The following is a 19,750-nucleotide window of genomic DNA, read 5'->3' as shown; positions in this document are numbered from 1 at the left end:
CGTTATCTCACCGCAGCGCCGGAGACCGCCGTGACGATGTATTTCTGGAAGAACAGGTAGACGATCAGGATCGGGGCACCGGCGAACACCGCCTGCGCCATCAGGAAGCCGATGCCTTCGGACTGGGCGAAATTGGTCTGGGTCGAGGCCATGCCGACCGTCAGCGTGAACATGTCCTTCCTCGTCGCCGAAATCAGCGGCCAGAAGTAGTCGTTCCACGCGCCGAGAAAGGTGAAGATGCCGAGCGTCGCCTGCGCAGGCAGCGTGAGCGGCAGAAGCACCTTCCAGAAAATCCTGAGCCGGCTGGCGTTATCGAGCATGGCGGCTTCGTCCAGCTCCTTCGGGATGGCCTTGAAATACTGGGTCATCAGGAAGACGCCGAACGGAGCCGAAAGGCCCGGCAGGATGAGCCCTTGATAGGTGTTGTGGAACTTCAGCATGCTGAAAATTTGGTGACGGGCGACCAGCACGGCCTGTTCCGGGACCGCCAGGCCGAACAGCACGATCACGAACAGCACGTCTCGGCCGGGGAAATTCAGCCGTGCAAAGCCGTAGCCGGCGAGCGACGACAGGATCAACGTGCCGAGCGTCAATCCGCCCGAGACGATGATGCTGTTGCGCACCCAGATGAACACCGACGAGGTGCCGACGGTGTTGATGTAGTTCTTCAGCGTATAGGGCGCGTGAAACACCGAATTCGGATCGGCCATCAGCTCGGTATTGTCCTTGAGCGACAGGCCGATGACCCACAGAACCGGCGCGATCATGACGATCGAAAGCAGGATGACCAGGGCCAATAACAAATGGTCGCCAAATGCCCGGCCCTTGATGGAAGCTGTGGCGCTCATGCCTGGTCTCCCCTGCTGCGTGTCACCAGGTACTGGGCCATGGCCGCGACCAGGATGAGGATGAACAGGATTTCCGATGCCGCGGCGCCCAGGCCGAGATCCCAGCGACGGAATGCGGTATCGTAGATGTAGAGCACGATCGGCTTGGTCAGGTTGTTCGGACCGCCCCGCGTCATCAGCCAGGCCTGGCCGAACAGCTGGAATTGCAGCACGATCTGGATGATGATCACCAGGATGAAGGTCCGCTTGATCGACGGCAGCGTGATCGAGCGTAGCGTCTGCCAGCGATTGGCATTGTCCAGCGCTGCCGCCTCGTAAATATCCTGTGGAATCTGCTGGAGCGCCGAGAGAAAGAGCATCATCGGCAGGCCGATGCACCACCAGATGGTGGCAATGGCGATGCCGATCATCGCAAGGCTGGGATCGGAAATGAAGGCCGGTGCGGTTGCGCCGAACCATCCGTAGATCGTCGACAACAGGCCGACATTCGGAATGAAGACGATGCGCCAGATCAGCGTGACGATGGTGACCGACAGCACCGACGAGGAAAAGAACAGCGTCCGCAAAACCGCGGCAGTGCGCGTGCGGCGCTTGAGGCAAAGCGCCAGGAAAAGCCCGATCAGCGCCAGCGTCGGCACCGTCAGAAGCACGAAGTAGAAGGTATTCCAGATCGATTGCAGGAAGACCTTGTCGTGATACAGCCTGGCGTAATTGCCGAGACCGACAAAATTTCCGGACGAAAACGTGTCGGCCTTGTGGAAACTCAGCCACATCCCCCAGAGCAGCGGGAAGAGCAGCAGCGTGGTGAAGAAGAACAAGAATGGCGCAACGAAAATGAAGTTTCGCCATTGCGGCGCATAGATGTCGGCGGTAGGGGCTCTGACGCCGACAGCAAGCGTCGCGGTCGGGGACGTCGCCAGCCGGTCAACCATCTCAGGCCTCCCTCGCATGCCAGGCTCGGCCGGTCTCGTTGAACAGATGCGATTTCTGGCCGTCGAAGGCGAGCCCGATTCTGTCGCCGACGGCGACGCGGCTGTTGCCGGCATCGGAGCCGACGATCTGCTGGCCATCGCCCAGCCGCGCGTAGATCAGGGTGCGTTCGCCGAGCCGCTCGAGCACATCGACGACGCCGTCGGCATTGCCCTGTCCGGCGGCAACGATGCGCACGTCTTCCGAACGGATGCCGAAAGTGTAGTTGCCGTCGGCCAATTGGCTGGAGGCGATCTCGGTCTGCACCGAGATGCCGTCCGCAAATCTGGCCGTGGCGTTCTTGCCCGATCTGTCGAGTATCGCATCGACGAAGTTCATCGCCGGCGCACCGACGAAACCCGCGACGAATTTGGTCGCCGGGCGTTCGTAGATCTCCATAGGGGTACCGATCTGGTCGATCTTGCGATTGTTCATGACGACAATGCGGTCGGCCAGCGTCATTGCCTCGACCTGGTCGTGGGTGACGAAGATCATCGTCGATTGCAGCCGCTGGTGAAGCTGGGCAAGCTCGATGCGGGTTCGGGTGCGCAGCGCCGCATCGAGATTGGAGAGCGGCTCGTCGAACAGGAAGGCCTTCGGCTCCTTGACGATCGCACGGCCGATCGCGACGCGCTGCCGCTGACCCCCGGAGAGCTGGCCCGGCTTGCGATCGAGCAGATGCGGCATTTCGAGGATGCGGGCGGCTTCGTTGATGCGCGCCTCGATGACCTTGCCTGGTACGCCGATATTCGCAAGGCCGAAGGCCATATTGTCGCGCACCGTCATATGCGGATAAAGCGCATAGGACTGGAACACCATCGCAATGCCGCGCTTGCCCGGCGGCAGATGATCGATGCGCTCGTTGTTGATGGCAATCTCGCCGCTATCGACAGCTTCAAGACCGGCGATCATCCGAAGAAGCGTCGATTTTCCGCAGCCGGACGGCCCCAGGAACACGATGAATTCGCGTGCCCTTATGGAGAGCGACAGATGATCCAGCACCGTCATGGCACCGAACTGCTTGCTCACGTTCCTGATCTCGATATCGGCCGTCACGTCGACGCTCCTCCTCAGCGTTTGCGCTTTCTCGATGATCCGCCCGAACTCAGAGCCTCAGGCGTATGAACTGGTAGGAATACGCCGGCAGCGACAGGTTTAGTTTGCCGCCGGCGACTGCGGCGCCCTCACCCTTCCTGGGGCTGACATTGCCAGGGTTTTCGGCCGAATTGACGGCTTTCAGATCGGCGTGTGCCATCACCTGGTGATCGACGATCTCCGCCGCGCCGAAGCCGGAGAGGTCGACCACTGTTTCGATTGCCTCGCTCGAATGGCGGTTGACGGCGAAGAAGGTGACGTGGCCGGTTTGCCTGTCGTGCACGCCGGCAACATCGACATAGGCGACGTCGCCCGCAACGCTGGATCTGTAGGTCGGGCTTTCCACCTTGAGATCCAGCGCATTGCCGCGGCCATAGTTGGAAGCAAACAGATACGGATAAAAAATCGTCTGCCGCCATGCCGGGCCATTCGGAACGGTCATGATCGGCGCGATGACGTTGACCAGTTGTGCCAGGCAGGCGATCTTGACGACGTCGGAACGGCGGATGAAGGTGTTGAGGATCAGGCCGACCTGCAGCACATCCTCGAAATTATAGATGTCTTCGAGCAACGGCGGGGCGAACGGCCAACCGTCGCTGCCGCCGAGTATCTTCTTGTCCTGTTCCTTGGAATGGTACCAGACGTTCCATTCGTCGAACGAGATGTAAACCTGCTTGTTGGAGCGCTTCTTGGCCTTGATATAGTCGATGACGCCGGCGACCGAGACAATGTAGGCGTCGAGCTTTTCGCTCATGGCGAGATAGTTCGGAGCGTCGTTGGCTTCGTTGTCGAAATACATGTGCAGCGAGATGTAGTCGACCTCGTTGTAGGTATGGTCGAGAACCGTCGCTTCCCATTCAGGGTAGGTGGGCATCTTGGCATTCGAAGAGCCGCAGACCACCAGTTCGAGTGACTTGGAGAAGGCGCGCATGGCCTTGGCTGTCTCGTGCGCCAGGCGGCCATACTCGTCCGCGGTCTTGTGGCCGATCTGCCAGGGGCCATCCATTTCATTGCCGAGGCACCAGAGCTTGACGTCGAAGGGCTCCTTGCGGCCGTTGGCGATGCGCTTGTCGCTCCATTTGCTGCCGCCGGGATGGTTGGCGTACTCCAGCAGGTTGCGGGCTTCGTCGAGGCCGCGCGAACCGAGATTGACGGCAAGCATCATCTCGGTGTTGGCGCAGGTGCACCAATCGGCAAATTCATGCAGGCCGACTTCGTTGCTTTCCGATGTGTGCCAGGCAAGGTCGAGGCGGACTGGGCGCTGTTCCTTGGGGCCAATGCCGTCTTCCCAATTGTAGGCCGAGACGAAATTGCCGCCGGGATAGCGCACAATCGGAACATTGAGTTCCCTGACGAGATCGATGACGTCCTGACGCATGCCGTTGGCATCCGCTGTCGGATGGCCGGGCTCATAGATGCCGGTGTAAACTGCCCGCCCCAGATGCTCGATGAAGGATCCGTAGAGCCTCGGATCGATTTCCGAGACAACATAATGCGGATGAGCCGTAACGGCTGCCTTCATGCATTCCTCCCATCGATATCAAAAATGATGATTTAAATCATCTTGCCCGATATCAAAGCGGGATTGACAGCCCTTCGTCAAGCCAAAATACCCAAATGTAGGACAATTAGACGAACGCTTTGGCGCGGCAGAAAGCCAGCTAGTTGAAATTGCTAAGTTATCTTCAGAACCCGGTTTCATGATATCAACCAGTATTGATCCTGAGCAGGATGTCCTGATCGTAATTTCCAAAGCCCTTGCCGAAAATGTTGATCCCGCCGGGGCGCTTGGCGTCGTCCTTGACGCCGATACGGACGCGGATTGAATGATGGCTCTTCAGATCGAGTGCGGCGAGACCGGTTTCGGAAATCCTGAGGCCGTCGACATAGGTGCCGTCATTGGCAATTCGCCAGTTCTTCAGCTTACCGTATTGCGAGCCCTTGAGCTTCCACCAGGAGGGCGTGAAGACGCCGCGCTTGTCGCCGAAATCCCCCGGCGACGTCCATGTGCCGACATCGACGCCATTGATCGTCAGCGTAATGTCCGAGGGCCAATCGGCGCTGGTGCCCGGCACTTCCGAGGACAGCTCTATCGCCACTTCGAGTCCGGTGATCTCGGCATTGGCGAGCTTGGCATTGTTGGGGAACTGGTATTCGACAAAACCGCGCGTGAACCACAGCAAACCGGCTTTCATGCGGTCCGGATCGAGGAAAGTGTTCGGCACATCGAGCAACCCGATGATGCCGTCCGGCGAACAAAGGCCGCAGGGCGCGGTAACCTCGAAGCCGGTGTAAAGCCCGATCGGCATCGACACTTCGATCGCATCGTTCTTGACCGCACGATATTCGCTCTTGAACACGACAAGCACTTCTTCGGCCGTCGGATAACAGATTTTCTGACTGCCTTTCTTCGCTTTCAGGTTCTCGGTTCGGATCAGCCCCGCATCCTCCAGCACCTGGATGTTGGTCGAGACGGTCGACTGCGGCAGCGACAGCACGGCGGCGATTTCGTTGATATTCATCGGCCCCTTTTCATGCAGCAGTTTCAGCATCGAGATCCGCGCCGAGGAGGCAAGCCCTTTGAGCACGGCAATGCCTTCCTCAGGTTCAATCACCAGAAAATTGCGACTCATGAAATTGCCCGGCCCACGCGAAATCCATATCCGAAATTTACCCTGTATATCGAGATAGCTGATTTAGTCAATGCGCAGGCGGAACGCCGGGCAATTTGTTGAATCCGGCAGGGCGAGGGTCAACCAGTGGCCCTGCACAGAGTTTGTGCTGGAGTCACATGCAGAGTGGACACCTGAACGCCGATCGCCCAATCTAGTCCCGAGCCGAGCCCGGTGATGGCGGCTTGAACATAAAGTGGTTGGACGGGTCGTGACCAAAGGGTGGAAATTATACGATCAGCGACTGGCCTGGGTCCTCGTCGCGCCTGTGCTTATACTGCTTACCCTGCTTCTGCTGCTGCCGATCGCGATGATGACGGTCTACACGTTTTTCACCTTCGTCACCGCCGGAGTTGAGTCGGCGGTGCTGACCTTCGACAACTGGAAGGAATTCCTCACCGACAGCTATTATCACGGCTTTCTTTGGAAGACCGTTCGCGTCGGCGCCATCACCGCGGTGATCTGCGCGATCCTTGGCTATTTCCCCGCCTATTTCATCTGGGCCACGACCTTCAGGCACAAATGGCTGCTGTTGCTGCTGCTCATCGTGCCGTTCTGGATCAGCTTCACCATCCGGACGTTCTCGTGGATCCACATCCTCGGCGAACAGGGGCTGATCAACGTCGCGCTCATCAGGCTGGGCGTCATCAACGAGCCGTTGCCGATGCTCTACACCGAGGGCGCCGTCATCATGGGGCTGCTGCATTTTCTGCTGCCCTACATGATCCTGAACGTCTATGTCAGCCTGGAAAGCATCGACCGCACGCTGATCGCCGCCGCCCGCTCGATGGGCTGTACCAGCGCGCAGGCGTTCCGCGAAGTGACCTTGCCGCTATCGATGCCGGGGCTGGGCGCCGGGCTGCTGCTCTGCTTCGTGCTGGCGGCCGGTTCCTATGTGACGCCGCAGCTGCTCGGCGGTAGCCGCGATGCGCTGTTCGGCAACCTGATCTACGATACCATTATGGGGCAGCTCAATTGGCCGATGGGCGCAACGCTTTCCATCGTCCTGTTCGTCCTGCTCGGCGCCGCCGCTGCCGCCTACAGCCGCTATATGGGCCTGTCGCAGATCATGAAGGGCCTCAGCGCATGAGAGCGGATCATCCCGATCGCGAAGGCAGATGGGCGTGGCGGCTGACCGGCGTGGTCACGGTGTGCGTCTACGTCTTCATGTTTGCGCCGATCCTCGCCACGGTCGTGCTTTCCTTCAACGCCTCGATGTTCGGCGGCTTTCCCCTCACCGGCTTCAGCCTGAGATGGTATGAGAAGCTGCTCACCAACGAGCCGGTTCTCGACGCCTTCCGGACATCGATGTGGATTGCCCTGGTAACGGCGACGGTGACGACGCTGCTCGGCATCATGGCGGCATTGGCGCTGGTGCGCTTCGAGTTTCGTGGCAAGCAGGCGATCAACACGCTTGTCATTCTTCCCGCGCTGGTCCCTGAAACGATACTCGGCGTCGGCCTGCTGGTCATGATCAAAGCCGTCGACCAGCCGCGCAGCATGACGCTGCTGGTGCTCGGCCACATTCTGCTCACGCTCCCCTACGTGGTGCTGATCGTCCAGGCGCGCATGGTCGGCATAAAGCGTTCCTATGAGGAGGCGGCGCTGTCGCTCGGGGCGCCGCGTGTGTCGACATTCCGCGAGATTACGCTGCCGCTGCTCATTCCCGCAGTGCTTGCCAGCGTCCTGCTCGCTTTCACCATTTCGTTCGACAACACTTCGGCCAGCCTGTTCTGGCGGCCGGCGGGCGTCGAGACCATGCCGACGCAAATCCTTTCGATGCTGAAGATCTCGATCAGCCCCGAGGTGAACGCGCTCGGAACCGTCATGATCCTTTTGACGGTCGGCATTCCCTTGGCTGGCGGGCTCATCCTGCAAAGCCTCACCTGGTTCAAGGCAGGCAAGTGAAAATGAAAATGGGAGAACGGAAATGAAACTGACAACCACCAAACGACTGGAACGGCTCAACGAACGATATGCCGATGGCGACATCAGCCGGCGATCATTCCTGACGCTGACGGCCGCCGCTGCCGCCGCCACCGGGCTTTCCATGCCTTGGATGGGACGGGCGCTGGCCGCGGTTTCGGAAGTGCGCTTCGACGGATGGGGCGGCGTGGTGCAGGAAGCGATCGATAAGTACGCGTTCCAGCCCTACACCGCCAAGTCCAAGGTCAAGGTCGTCCAGGGCACCTTTGGCGACGAGAACGAGATCATCACCAAGATCAAGACGTCGAAGCCGGGCGACTTCCAGATCGTCCATTCTTCCGGCGTCAACTACTACATCAAATACGTCAATGGCGGTTTCAATTCGGAGATCAACGAGGCGAACATCCCGAACATGGCAAATGTGCTGACCGCCATGATCGAGCCGTTCCGCAAGATCACGCCAAAGCTGTCGGCTGTGCCCTATGATTACGGCACCACCGGCATCGCCTACAACAACAAGGTCATCTCGCCGGAGGAAGCCAAGGAAAAGGGCGCCAACCTGCTTACCGACAAGAAATATGCCGGCAAGATCGGCGGCTACGCCGATATGACGACGCGCGTCTGGTATGCGGCGCTGCAGACGAAACAGGATCCCAACAACATCCAGGACATGGATGCCATCTGGGCCAAGGTTCGCGAGACCCGCGACCTGGCCAAGAAGTTCTGGAGTTCCGGCGCGGAACTCATGGACCTCCTGTCGCGAAACGAGATCGTCGTCACCGACGCCTGGTCAGGACGTGTCGCCGCCCTGCAGCAGCAGGGCCAGCCAATCGGCTATCTCGACCCTGCCGGCTCATACGCGTGGATGGAGGACATGCTGGTGCTCAAGGGTTCGCCCATGGCCGAATGCGAGGAACTGATCAACTTCATGCTGGATCCGGCAACGTCGATCGCCGTCGCCGAGGGCCAGAACTATCCGCCATCGCTTGACCCGACCAAGGTGAAGCTGACCGACAAGATCGCGGCACTTCCGGCCTTCGACCCGACCGGATCGATGAAGTCGTTGACCTTTGCCGATCCGCTCTACTGGGCGAAGAACGAAGACGCCTGGACCAAGCAATGGGACAGGGTGTCGAAAGGTGCATGACGACGACAGCCACGACCAGCAGCCCCGGCCGGCTTCGGCCGGGGCCGCTGGCGACCCGCTTGCCCAAGGCGAGAGGCAGCCGACAGGAAAGCCTGCGGTCGAGTTTCGCGACATCGATATTTTTTACGGCAAGTTCGCCGCTGTGCGCGATTTTTCACTGGCGATCGGCAAGGGTAGTTTCGTCACCTTGCTGGGGCCGTCCGGGTGCGGCAAGACGACGATCCTGCGATCGATCGCGGGCCTGGTCGACATCTCCAGTGGCCAGATCTCGATCGGCGGAAAGCGGGTCGACGACATCCCGATCTACAAGCGCAACATTGGTCTGGTGTTCCAGAACTACGCGCTCTTTCCGCACAAGAACGTCTTCGACAACGTCGCATTCGGCCTGAAATATCGAAACGTGCCGAAACCGGAAATCGTGCGCCGGGTCAAGAAGGCGCTGGACATGGTGCGGCTGCCCGGCAGTGAGACAAAGCTGCCATCACAGCTCTCTGGCGGCCAGCAGCAACGCATCGCACTGGCCCGCGCCATCGTCTTCGAGCCGGAAGTGCTGCTGCTGGACGAGCCCTTGTCGGCACTCGACGCCAACATGCGCGAGGACATGCGCGTCGAGATCAAGAAAATCCAGAGGGAGACGGGCATCACCGCTATCTTCGTGACGCATGACCAGGAAGAGGCCTTGTCGATGTCCGACCGCATCGTCGTAATGAACGCCGGCCTGATTGAGCAGATCGGCTCCCCCGCGCAGGTCTATGACCAGCCGGCCACCGCATTCGTCGCCAATTTCCTTGGCAAGGCCAACATGCTGCCTGGCAGCGTGACAGTGATGGACGGCAAGATGGCGACGATCGCGCTGGCCAGCGGCCACGTCGTAAAGGCGGCCGCGCCGAAGGCCCTCGCGACCGGCAGCGCGGTCACCGTCGTCGTTCGCCCGCAGAAGCTTACCGTCAGTGCCGCCGGTGCTGCCAACAGACTGGCGGGACGGGTCGTTTCGACCTCCTATCTCGGCGGCAATGCGGTCTACGAGATCGACATCGGCGCCGGCACGCTGGTGCGCGCCAACACGCTGATCGACGGCCAGCCGCTGCGTGAAGGCGAAATGGTCGATGTCTGCTTCGATCCGCTGGGCTGCGTGCTTCTCGACGCGCAAGGCTTACGCATCGCGTAGCGAGGCGGAACTGAGCCGTTCAGTCTTTCGCGTCACCCTTTGGCCCGAGAAACCGCGCATAAACCTCACCGACAATACCGCGCCGGAAAACCAGCACGCAGACCATGAAGGTCAGGCCGGTGGCGATGGTCACCGGAAAACTCGAGGTGGCGAGCGTGTTTTCCAGGCCGACGACCAGACTGGCCCCGATGATCGGCCCGACCATGGTGCCGATGCCGCCGAGGAGCGTCATCAGGATCACCTCGCCCGACATCTGCCAGGTGACGTCGGTGAGCGTGGCAAACTGAAAAACGATCGCCTTGAGCGCGCCGGCCAGCCCGGCCAATGTCGCCGACATGACGAAAGCCGCCAGCTTGTAGTTGGCGACGGAATAGCCCAGCGAAATGGCCCGGCTCTCGTTTTCCCGGATGGAACGCAGGATCATGCCGAAAGGCGAGTTGATGATGCGCCAGATGGCGAAGACGCCGATCAGGAAGACTGCCAGCACGAAATAATAGATGTTGATCGAGACGTTCAGGTCGAGCATTCCAAACAGCCTGCCACGCGGCACGCCCTGGATACCGTCCTCACCTCCGGTGAACGGTGCCTGCACGCAGAAGAAGAAGAACATCTGCGACAGCGCCAGCGTGATCATGGCGAAATAGATGCCTTGCCGGCGGATGGCAAAGAAGCCCATCACAAGGCCGAGCAGGGCCGCACCCAGGACGCCGAGCAGGATGCCCGCTTCCGGCGGCCAGCCCCAGACCTTGACCGCGTATGCGGTGAAATAGGCCGCCCCGCCGAAGAACGTCGCATGGCCGAAGGACAACAGACCGGTGTAGCCGAGCAGAAGGTTGAACGCGCAGGCAAACAGCGCAAAGCACAGCATCTTCATCAGGAAGATCGGATAGACGAAGAAAGGCGCCACCAGCAGCGCCAGGATGCCGAGCCCGACCAGCGCCCATTCAAGCCGTGCGGAATTCTTGGCACGCGTCTCGCGAAGGGTCAGTTCGGCCATCTCAGGCATCCCTTCCGAACAGGCCGGCTGGCCGGACCAGAAGCACGATCGCCATGATGACGAAGACCACCAGATTGGAGGCTTCGGGATAGAAAACCTTGGTCAAGCCTTCGGCGAGGCCAAGCATGTAACCGGTGACGATCGCCCCGAGGATCGATCCCATGCCGCCGACCACGACAACGGCGAAAACGACGATGATGAGGTCAGATCCCATCAGCGGGCTCACCTGATAGATCGGCGCGGCGAGAACCCCCGCAAGCCCGGCAAGAGCGGCGCCGAGGCCGTAGGTAAGGGTCAGCAGCAACGGCACGTTGACGCCGAAAGCCTGCACCAGGCCGGGGTTCTCCGTTGCCGCGCGCAGATAGGAGCCCAGCCTGGTCTTCTCGATCAGCGCCCAAGTGCCGAAACAGACGATCATCGAGGCTACCACCACCCAGCCGCGATAATTGGGCAGGAACATGAAGCCGAGATTGGTGCCGCCGGACAGCAGCGGCGGCACGGAATAAGGACTTCCCGATACGCCATAGTAGTAACGGAATACCCCTTCGAGCACGAGCGCGAGGCCAAAGGTGAAAAGCAGCCCGTAGAGCGGGTCGATGTCGTAAAGCCTCGACAGCGCCAGGCGCTCGACCACGACGCCGAAGCCGCCGACGATCAGCGGCGACAGGATCAGAGCCGGCCAGTAGCCGATGCCGAACCGGGTGAGAAGCAGATAGCCGATGAAGGCGCCGAGCATATAGAGCGCGCCGTGAGCGAAATTGATGACGCGCAACAGGCCGAATATGACGGCAAGGCCCAGGCTCAACATTGCGTAGAACGAGCCGTTGATGAGGCCGACCAGCAATTGGCCGAGGAATGCCTGAACGGGTATTCCGAAGACCATCGTCATGGCGCCATCATACACCCAGCACTTCATGCAGCAGCGTCATGCGATCCGGCAGTTCGCCGACCGGAAAGGCCGCCACGACCTTGCCGTGCTCCATCAGGTAGAAACGGTCGGTGACGCGGCTGGCAAAGCGGAAATTTTGCTCGACCAGCAGGATCGTCATACCGCGCTTTTTCATCGTCGCCAGCAGATCGCCGATGCGCTGCACGATGACCGGAGCCAGGCCCTCGGTCGGCTCATCGAGAAGCAGCATTTTCACGCCGGTTCTGAGCATGCGCGCAATCGCCAGCATCTGCTGCTCGCCGCCCGAGAGCCTGGTGCCGGGGCTGTTGCGGCGCTCCTTCAGATTGGGGAAAAGATCGAATATTTCCTCCACGCTCATGCCGCCTTCGGCGACGATCGGGGGCAGCACCAGATTCTCGTCCACGGTCAGCGTCGCGAAGATGCCGCGTTCCTCCGGCACCAGGCCGATGCCTTGATGCGCGGTCCGGTGCAATGGCAGGCGCATCAGATCCTTGCCGTCGAAAAAAATTTGGCCGGTTCGTTGGCGGATCAGCCCGATAATGGCGCGCAATGTCGTGGTCTTGCCGACGCCGTTGCGGCCCAGCAACGTTGCAGTTTCACCTGCAAAGACCTCCAGATCGACGCCGTGCAGCGCATGGCTCTCGCCATACCAGGCGTTGAGGTCGCGGACTGCAAGAAGCGGCGCGGCGTCAGTCATCGGCGGTGCCCATATAGGCGATCCTCACCCGCTCGTCGCGGCTGACCGTGGCGTAGTCGCCGGCGGCAAGGATTTCGCCGCGTTGCATGACGGTTATCCAGTCGCAAAGATCGGCCACCACCGTCAGATTGTGCTCGACCATCAGCACGGCGCGATCCCTGGCAACGGAGCGGATGATGTCGGAAACCGTGCGCACATCCTCATGCCCCATGCCGGCCATCGGCTCGTCGAGCAGCAGCACTTTCGGCTCGAGCGCCAGCGTCGTGGCGATCTCGAGCACACGTTTCCTGCCATAGGAGAGATCGGCGGCGGGCCTGTTCTTGGCATCGTCGAGACCGACAGACCGCAAAAGCTCCTCGGCGCGCGGCGTCAATCTATCGAGCGCCGACAGCGAGCGCCAGAACTGAACGCTGAGCCCGCCCGGTCGCTGCAATGCAACGCGCACATTGTCGAGCACGCTGAGATGCGGAAACACTGCCGATATCTGGAACGAGCGCACCAGGCCCATCCGCGCGACCTTGGCCGGCGAGGTGCGAGTGATGTCGTGGCCGAGCAGTTCGATCCTGCCGCTGGTCGGCGGCAGGAACTTGGTGAGCAGGTTGAACACAGTGGTCTTGCCGGCGCCGTTGGGTCCGATCAGCGCGTGAATATTGCCGTGGTAGAGGTCGAGATCGACATTCCTGACCGCAACAAAGCCGGCGAAGTCACGCCGCAAACCGCGGGCGGAAAGCACTACCCGCGGCCGATCCGGTTCAGGCGGCGCCATCGGTCCGCCGATCACTCGCCGGCCGTGGGACAGCCGCTCTCTTTGGCGCTCAGGAACGCCTCGTTACCGGGGATCGTGGCCAGGGGTTTGTAATAGTCCCACTCCTTGGTGCTCTCACTCGGCGACTTGACCTGATAAAGATACATGTCGTGAACCATGTTGCCGTCGGACTGCACTTTGCCGTTCGCCGTAAAGACGTCGTTCACCGGCATCGAATGCAATTCCTTGGCGACCGCCTCGGTTCCATCGGTGCCGGCTTTGTCGATCGCCTTCAAATACTGTGTCACGGCTGAATAGGTGGCGGCCTGGATCATATTCGGCATGCGGTTGGTGCGCTTGAAGAACCGCTGGGCGAACTCGCGGCTCTTGTCGTCGCGATCCCAGTAGAAGCCTTCGGTCAGCACCACGCCTTGCGCCGCCTCGAGACCGAGCCCATGCACCTCGGCCAGCGTGAACAGAAGTGCTGCAAGCCGCTGGCCGCCCTGCACGATACCGAATTCGGCCGCTTGCTTGATCGAGTTAGAGGTGTCGAGGCCGGCATTCGCCAGGCCGATGACCTTGGCGCCCGACGATTGCGCCTGCAGCAGGAAGGATGAATAGTCGGTCGAGCCGAGCGGGTAACGCACCTCGCCAACCACCTTGCCGCCATGGCTCTCGACGAAGTTTGCGGTCTGCTCCTTCAGCGAATAGCCGAATGCATAGTCGACTGTGACGAAGAACCAGCTGTCGCCGCCTTGCTGGACGAGAGCGCCACCGGTCCCCACTGCCTGCGAATGCGTGTCGTAGGCCCAGTGGAAGCCATAGGGCGAGCACTGTTTACCGGTTAGCTCGGTGGTCGCGGCGCCGGTGACGATATCAATTTTCTTCTTTTCCTTGGAAATCCCCTGGACGGCGAGCGCCACCGAGGAGGTGGTGAGTTCCATGATGGAATCGACCTGTTCGGTGTCATACCACTGCCGGGCAATGTTGGAGGCGATGTCCGGCTTGTTCTGGTGGTCGGCGCTGACGATCTCGACCGGCGCCCCTTGCACCTTGCCGCCGAAATCCTCGACCGCCATTTTGGCGGCCTCGACCGACCACTTGCCGCCGAAATCGGCATAGACGCCCGACTGGTCGTTGAGAATGCCGATCTTGACCTTGCCGTCGGAAATCTCGGCGGCTGCGGCAGGCATCGCAGTCGCTGCAAGAAGCGCGGCCGAGACCAGGTACGATAGCTTCATTGGTGACTTCCTCCCTTATGGTCGACAACCGAGCAACATGTCGGCGGCTCCTGCTGCGGCACGAAGAGTGGCCTCCCATATTCCATCCTCTCCAGCGCAAAATCACGCAGCGCTGTACGGCCACCGTCCTTCAAATCGTAGCATCGCTCGGCAACGCGAGAACAGTTACTTTAGTATTAGGCATCCGCGATGCCCGGCCGCCGAAGCGCAACATAGCGCCGGATCGTGCGGCGTCCAGATCGGCCTCTATTCTCGCCGAAGCAACGATTGCGGCTGACGGTCCGGATATCGTTGAACGAGAATTCCCCTCGTCAACCGTCGGCTGGATGATGGCACGCGACCAGGCGGCCCTCGCCGATGCTTTGGAGAAGCGGGCGCTCGCTGCGGCAGATCGGGGTGGCAGCTGGGCAACGGGAGTGGAACCGGCACCCCGAGGGTGGGTTTATCGGGCTGGGCAGGTCACCCTTGAGCACCAGCCGGCCGCGCCGCGCCCGGTCGATGCCGGGTATCGGCACGGCGGAACGTAGCGCCGCGGTGTAATGGTCGCCCCGACATTTGCGGCAATCGAGGAATCTATCACACCATGAATGGTCCCAATGAGTTCCACGTCATCGGCACGATGCGGGACTGGACCATCGTCGACCGCCTGCATCGGATCGAGACGCAGACCCTGGTTTTCCGCGGCTTCTACGACGAAGCGACCGAGGCCTGCGTCCAGCCCTTTCCGGATCTTATTCCGCGCGTCGAAGGCCTGGTCTTCCCGAATTCCAGCCACATGCCGCATGTCGAGGAAAGGCACGACTGGCTCACCGCCGTCGGGCGCTTCCTGGCCAAACACGATTGACGTTCCAGCATCCGGCCTTCTGCTCCAACGGATCGTCGACACGGCGCAGTGGTCATGAAGGCCGGCATGGCCCGAATCAGCCTGCCTTCACCTGTACTGGCTTCCCGTCGCTGAAAAATCTGACGGATACGGAGTGGGAGGGACCCCCGGCGCCGGTGGGTATGGAAACGATCGCCTCCAAGTTTCGCAAAACACGTTGCAACCGAATTGATTAGCCGTCGTTAAAGTGCGGGTGATCTAGCGGGGCATGGGGAGGCTTTCATGCAGACGTATCTCGTCGAGCGTATGGACGGCGACGATGTTATATCGGTGCGCGTTGTCAACGCGCCGAGTCCGTTCAGAGCCGCAGCTATGATGACGGGCGGGCGTATTACCTTCCGAACGTGGGAAAAGGATTGGATTCGCGTGACCGACGAAAATCGGGGACAGATCTATGCATATTGTTTCGCCCCCGGCAGCTATTCCGACACCGAAGCATCGCCTGTATCGCCCGGGAGAAACACAGAATAGGCAATATGCCTGCGCAGCCGCAATTCCGTCTTCAACCCACCTTTGTCTTCATCCCGCCTTGGCATGTGTCCAACAGGCGTTGCCAACTTGGCACAAACGCCAGTGCTCGCCGTGTCATGCGCACCACGGCAGCCAGCGAGCTCGGCATGATTGGCTCGGCCCGCGGCTTGCGAAACAGGCGAAGGGCATCATCAGAATGATCGATGAAAAGATCGGGGCGGGGGGCGATAAGTGACCCTAATCTTAGCGTAGGCAACTCATGTCTTCGGCATATTTGGGATCAGAAGTCGCGGATCAGGATCTAGCGGTGGATTGTCAGACAACGACCTCCGATAATTGGTCAAGTGTCCCACAATACCCACTGGATCAGGGTGGTCCCGTACTGCGCCCATTTCAAAGATTGGGCGCCGATTTTACCAACATTGCGGCCTTCGAGCACCTGAGAAATATCGTCCGCCAGTACCCCGACAAGCTTGCGATCAGCGACGGCGCCAATCGTCTGACCTATTCCCAGCTTCTCCGGTCAGTCGAGACGCTGTCCTGCCAGATCGCGGCGGCCGTCCCAGATGGACAGGCGATAGGGATTCTTCAGGCCAACTCAGCCTGGTATCCCATCGCCATGCTGGCAAGCATGGCGGCTGGGCGCCCTTCGGTGCCGCTGAACGCACGAGATCCTGGCCCGCGGATTCTTGAAATCGTGGCCGGGGCGCGACTCTCAGCTATTCTGGGCGAGGGCAATGTCCGACCCGACGGTTTGCCTCACCGGGTCAGTTGGATCGATGTGTCGACCAGTGCGGCCTCGCAGGGTGGGCAAGTGCCTCAGTCTTATTTCGCCTCGGTCGATGCGCCCGCCATCGTGCTTTATACGTCAGGAAGCACGGGCCGGCCCAAAGGCATCGTTAACAGCCAGCGCAGCTTGCTGTGCCGGGTCCAGCAATATGTCGATGCATGCCACATAAACTCGGATGATGTTTTCCTGCCATTGACCGGACCCGCCACAATCGCCGGGTGCCGGGAAATTCTTGCGGCTCTTCTCACCGGCGCCACCTTGCATCTGGTCGAAGTCGAAGCGGTCGGCTTGCGCGCCGTGCAACGTCTGGTGCGATCCGCGGGCGTGACGATCACCTATCTGGTGCCGGCACTGCTTCGCGCGCTTATGGCAGACGGACCTGCGGAAGCGTTTCATTCACTCAGAGTCGCTCGGATCGGTGGCGAGAAGGTGCCGTGGAGCGACATCGCCCTGCTGCGCAAGGCCGTCTCCGATACGTGCCTCATCCAGATCGGTTACTCGTCGACCGAGACCACGGGCTCGCAATGGTTCCTGCCGCGAGACTGGCCGGAGCATGGAGATTCGGTTCCAGTTGGCTGGCTACTGCCTGGCATCACCTTTGCAATTGTCGACAAAGCGGGCCGCCGCGTTCAACCAGGCCACCGCGGAGAGCTTCTGATCAGGAGCCCCTATGTCTTGCTTGGCCATTGGGAGGACGGGGCGGTTGTGCAGGCAACATCAGACCCGGACGATCCAAGCCTTCGGATTTTTGCGACGGGTGACCTCGTTCGACTTGATGACCAAGGCCTACTGCACATCGTCGGTCGCAAGGGGCGCCAGGTAAAGATCAATGGTCGACGCGTCGAGCCAGCCGAACTCGAACGGGTGCTGCGTTGCGCACCCTCTGTTGCGGATGCTGTGGCAATCGTGGGTGCGGCGAATGAGCTTGTCGCCTTTGTTGTTCCTCGGCGCTCGGCCGAAGCGGCCTTTTCAGACGAGCTTCGCCAGCTTGTCAGGTCCAATCTGCCGCCACCGCTGCGTCCCCTGCGGTTGCACACGATCGCCGAGATGCCGCGTCTGCCGAGCGGCAAAGTCGACATCACGACACTTGCAGACATGGATCTTTCAGCCAGAGAGACGGCAGCGATCGAGCGTCCGCTCGAGCCGCGAGGCAAGCTGACGGCGCAGCAGGTCGTCCAGCGGGCATGGACCAGCATTCTTAATACGCGGGTGGCGGCAGGGCGCTGGGATGACGCCGGAGGAGATTCACTGAAGCTGCTGCACTGCGTCATGGAAATCGAAAGCGCTATCGGGCAGGAACTCGGTCTTGAGGCCTTCACCGTCGGGATGAGCCTGGACGAAATGGTCAAGGCGGTCGTGTCTGCACAGGCAGGCGACCAAAGCGCGCGCGCCGAGAAGCACGACCCTCCCATTCTTTTTCTGTTCCCGGGGTCGGTCGGCTATGGCCCGAGCCTTGCTGCCTTTGCAGCAGCGATGGGCAAGGTCACCCGCGTTGCCCCGATCAGGTATCCGGCCCTGGCTCTGATACTGCGCGGGCAAAACAGCCTCGCCGACATGGCCGATGCCGCCGTCGAGCAGATCCGCCGCACTCAACCTTCGGGTAACATACGACTTCTTGGCCATTCGCTCGGCGGGGCTGTTGCTTTCGAAGTTGCGGCGCGGCTGCTGGCCGCGGGGCGAACTGTAAAGTTCCTCGGCATCCTCGACACCAGCCTCATCGGCGAGCGAAGCGCCTACTTGGAGACGTTTACGCGCACATTCAATCGAATCCGGACCAACCGCGTATCCGCTTCCCGGATGGCTTGCCGCGCCCTCGCGAAAGTCGCCGTGAAAATGCGGCGAGAGGCGCAACTGGTCCGGTTTCTCGATCGCTACGCTCAGGGACAATTCAATGCGACGAGCTTTAGAACCAAACTGGAACTGCAGGAGGTTTTGCGGGCACGGGCCTTCTTCCAGTGGCTGACAGAGCCGAAGCCGGCGCTGCCGATCACCGGCACCCTGTTTCGCTGTGCTCGACCCGGAATGACTCTGGCCATCGGCTGGGATCGCGTTTTCGCCCATCTGGACGTGATTCCGATCGTCGGCACCCATATCGACCTGGTCATAGAGCCTCACCTCGCCACCAACCGTCCCCTTATCGAGAAAGCGGTGGCGCAAACCTATTCGCCAACCGAGTCTCGCAAACTGGAGTACAAGCCATCGACCTGATCTCAACATTCGGCAAAGACGCCCTGGTGCTCGACGCTGGCGCGGAAGTCGATCGCATCGTCCAGATCTTGCGCCAGCAGGTCTTTGGCACCCTGCGACGTCGAGGGGTGGTTGTCGGCCTCTCAGGCGGCATCGACAGCTCAGTCGTCGCGGCGTTGTGTGTTCGCGCCTTTGGAAAAGACAAGGTCCTCGGGATATTCATGCCGGAGCGCCATTCCTCCGGCGACTCGCTAAGGCTCGGCCGCACCGTCGCCGCGCAGCTTGGTATCGATACGGTCCTGGAGGATATAACGCCGGCCCTCGAAGCGATCGGCGCCTACAGACGACAGACCGAAGCAATCAAGACTGTCGTTCCCGAATATGGGGACGGCTGGAAATGCAAGCTGGTGCTCGCCTCGGTTCTCGAGAGCAACGGTCTCAACATCACGCGCCTCACGGTTCAGGATCCCGAGGGCAGGACCGACACGGTGCGTCTGCCGTCGGCAGCCTATCTGCAGATCGTCGCGGCAACCAATTACAAGCAGCGCCTGCGCAAGATGACCGAATACTACCATGCCGACCGCCTCAACTACGCGGTAGCGGGCACGCCGAACCGCCTGGAGTACGACCAGGGCTTCTTCGTCAAGCAAGGCGACGGAATTGCCGACCTGATGCCAATCGTCCACCTCTACAAGACCCAGGTCTATCAATTGGCCGAATATCTTGGGGTGGAGGAAGAGGTCCGGCGAAGACCGCCCACCACGGACACCTTCTCGATGCCGCAGAGTCAGGAGGAGTTCTACTTCGCGCTGCCTTATTATTTGATGGATCTGTGCCTCTACGGCTTGAACCACGGGATAGCCAGCGAAGAGGTCGCTGAGGCAACCGGCCTCACCGAGGCGCAGGTCCAGAAAGTCTTCAAGGATATCGATAGCAAGCGGCGCGCCGCACGTTATCTTCACGCGCGGCCGTTGGTGTCCTCTTCAATGGGCGAGGGCTAGGCG

At 60.7% G+C, this 19,750-nt stretch carries 18 protein-coding genes and 1 pseudogene; 8 read left to right on the top strand and 11 right to left on the bottom strand.

Features of this window, described 5'->3' with window-relative positions:
* Positions 1 to 2 precede the first annotated feature (2 nt).
* The 5 genes from NKH17_RS16490 to NKH17_RS16470 form a co-directional block, all read right to left on the bottom strand.
* On the bottom strand, positions 3 to 848 hold the full coding sequence (locus NKH17_RS16490) for a carbohydrate ABC transporter permease (protein WP_352475707.1): 846 nt from the start codon (positions 846 to 848) through the stop codon (positions 3 to 5).
* On the bottom strand, positions 845 to 1,780 hold the full coding sequence (locus NKH17_RS16485) for a carbohydrate ABC transporter permease (RefSeq protein ID WP_352475708.1): 936 nt from the start codon (positions 1,778 to 1,780) through the stop codon (positions 845 to 847). The genes NKH17_RS16490 and NKH17_RS16485 overlap by 4 nt, the downstream gene beginning before the upstream one ends.
* 1 nt (position 1,781) lies before the next feature.
* Entirely contained in the window at positions 1,782 to 2,873 is a 1,092-nt protein-coding gene (locus NKH17_RS16480) for an ABC transporter ATP-binding protein (RefSeq protein WP_352475709.1), read from the bottom strand.
* 49 nt (positions 2,874 to 2,922) lie between these two features.
* Complete coding sequence (gene arfA / locus NKH17_RS16475; RefSeq protein WP_352897620.1) at positions 2,923 to 4,434, bottom strand: arabinosylfuranosidase ArfA; 1,512 nt, start codon at positions 4,432 to 4,434, stop codon at positions 2,923 to 2,925.
* A 184-nt stretch (positions 4,435 to 4,618) separates the two neighbouring features.
* The gene (locus NKH17_RS16470) at positions 4,619 to 5,545 is read right to left on the bottom strand and encodes an ArsR/SmtB family transcription factor (RefSeq protein WP_352475711.1); all 927 of its coding nucleotides are present in this window, start codon (positions 5,543 to 5,545) and stop codon (positions 4,619 to 4,621) included.
* A gap of 250 nt (positions 5,546 to 5,795) precedes the next feature.
* Here NKH17_RS16470 and NKH17_RS16465 point away from each other — a divergent pair, with 250 nt between their 5' ends.
* From NKH17_RS16465 to NKH17_RS16450, 4 genes are read left to right on the top strand one after another with little or no spacing between them, the layout of a single operon-like run.
* Positions 5,796 to 6,674 (top strand): ABC transporter permease, encoded by an 879-nt coding sequence (locus tag NKH17_RS16465; protein ID WP_254819522.1) that lies wholly within the window; start codon positions 5,796 to 5,798, stop codon positions 6,672 to 6,674.
* On the top strand, positions 6,671 to 7,492 hold the full coding sequence (locus NKH17_RS16460) for an ABC transporter permease (protein ID WP_352475712.1): 822 nt from the start codon (positions 6,671 to 6,673) through the stop codon (positions 7,490 to 7,492). The genes NKH17_RS16465 and NKH17_RS16460 overlap by 4 nt, the downstream gene beginning before the upstream one ends.
* A 22-nt stretch (positions 7,493 to 7,514) precedes the next feature.
* Entirely contained in the window at positions 7,515 to 8,657 is a 1,143-nt protein-coding gene (locus NKH17_RS16455; RefSeq protein WP_352803021.1) for an extracellular solute-binding protein, read from the top strand.
* Positions 8,650 to 9,825 (top strand): ABC transporter ATP-binding protein, encoded by a 1,176-nt coding sequence (locus NKH17_RS16450; protein WP_352897617.1) that lies wholly within the window; start codon positions 8,650 to 8,652, stop codon positions 9,823 to 9,825. Before NKH17_RS16455 ends, NKH17_RS16450 begins: the two co-directional genes overlap by 8 nt.
* Positions 9,826 to 9,844: 19 nt before the next feature.
* On the opposite strand, the gene NKH17_RS16445 is transcribed toward NKH17_RS16450, so the two are convergent.
* From NKH17_RS16445 to NKH17_RS16420, 6 genes and pseudogenes are all read right to left on the bottom strand, one after another.
* Complete coding sequence (locus NKH17_RS16445) at positions 9,845 to 10,822, bottom strand: branched-chain amino acid ABC transporter permease (protein WP_352897615.1); 978 nt, start codon at positions 10,820 to 10,822, stop codon at positions 9,845 to 9,847.
* 1 nt (position 10,823) lies between these two features.
* The gene (locus NKH17_RS16440) at positions 10,824 to 11,711 is read right to left on the bottom strand and encodes a branched-chain amino acid ABC transporter permease (RefSeq protein WP_352897613.1); all 888 of its coding nucleotides are present in this window, start codon (positions 11,709 to 11,711) and stop codon (positions 10,824 to 10,826) included.
* 7 nt (positions 11,712 to 11,718) lie between these two features.
* Positions 11,719 to 12,429 carry an ABC transporter ATP-binding protein gene (locus NKH17_RS16435; protein WP_352897611.1) on the bottom strand — a complete coding sequence of 237 codons (711 nt, stop codon included), beginning with the start codon at positions 12,427 to 12,429 and terminating at the stop codon, positions 11,719 to 11,721.
* On the bottom strand, positions 12,422 to 13,195 hold the full coding sequence (locus tag NKH17_RS16430) for an ABC transporter ATP-binding protein (RefSeq protein WP_352803648.1): 774 nt from the start codon (positions 13,193 to 13,195) through the stop codon (positions 12,422 to 12,424). The genes NKH17_RS16435 and NKH17_RS16430 overlap by 8 nt, the downstream gene beginning before the upstream one ends.
* Before the next feature lie 11 nt (positions 13,196 to 13,206).
* Entirely contained in the window at positions 13,207 to 14,415 is a 1,209-nt protein-coding gene (locus tag NKH17_RS16425; RefSeq protein ID WP_352897609.1) for an ABC transporter substrate-binding protein, read from the bottom strand.
* A 311-nt stretch (positions 14,416 to 14,726) separates the two neighbouring features.
* Positions 14,727 to 14,945, bottom strand: a pseudogene (locus NKH17_RS16420) (oligopeptide/dipeptide ABC transporter ATP-binding protein); the annotation flags it as partial.
* A 53-nt stretch (positions 14,946 to 14,998) separates the two neighbouring features.
* On the opposite strand from NKH17_RS16420, the gene NKH17_RS16415 reads away from it, so the two are divergent.
* From NKH17_RS16415 to nadE, 4 genes are all read left to right on the top strand, one after another.
* A complete protein-coding gene (locus NKH17_RS16415) occupies positions 14,999 to 15,259 on the top strand; it encodes an alpha/beta hydrolase family protein (RefSeq protein ID WP_352897608.1) in 261 nt (86 codons plus the stop codon).
* 261 nt (positions 15,260 to 15,520) lie between these two features.
* Positions 15,521 to 15,769: a hypothetical protein gene (locus tag NKH17_RS16410; protein ID WP_254819531.1), complete on the top strand. Its 249-nt coding sequence runs from the start codon at positions 15,521 to 15,523 to the stop codon at positions 15,767 to 15,769.
* 259 nt (positions 15,770 to 16,028) lie between these two features.
* On the top strand, positions 16,029 to 18,767 hold the full coding sequence (locus tag NKH17_RS16405) for an AMP-binding protein (RefSeq protein ID WP_352971423.1): 2,739 nt from the start codon (positions 16,029 to 16,031) through the stop codon (positions 18,765 to 18,767).
* The gene (gene nadE / locus NKH17_RS16400) at positions 18,764 to 19,747 is read left to right on the top strand and encodes an NAD(+) synthase (RefSeq protein WP_352897719.1); all 984 of its coding nucleotides are present in this window, start codon (positions 18,764 to 18,766) and stop codon (positions 19,745 to 19,747) included. The genes NKH17_RS16405 and nadE overlap by 4 nt, the downstream gene beginning before the upstream one ends.
* The last annotated feature ends 3 nt before the right edge of the window (positions 19,748 to 19,750 follow it).

Source organism: Mesorhizobium sp. M1334 (assembly GCF_040317995.1).
GTDB lineage: Bacteria > Pseudomonadota > Alphaproteobacteria > Rhizobiales > Rhizobiaceae > Mesorhizobium.
Note: the sequence above shows the minus strand (reverse complement) of the source record. Positions and strands in the feature narration are given on the sequence as shown.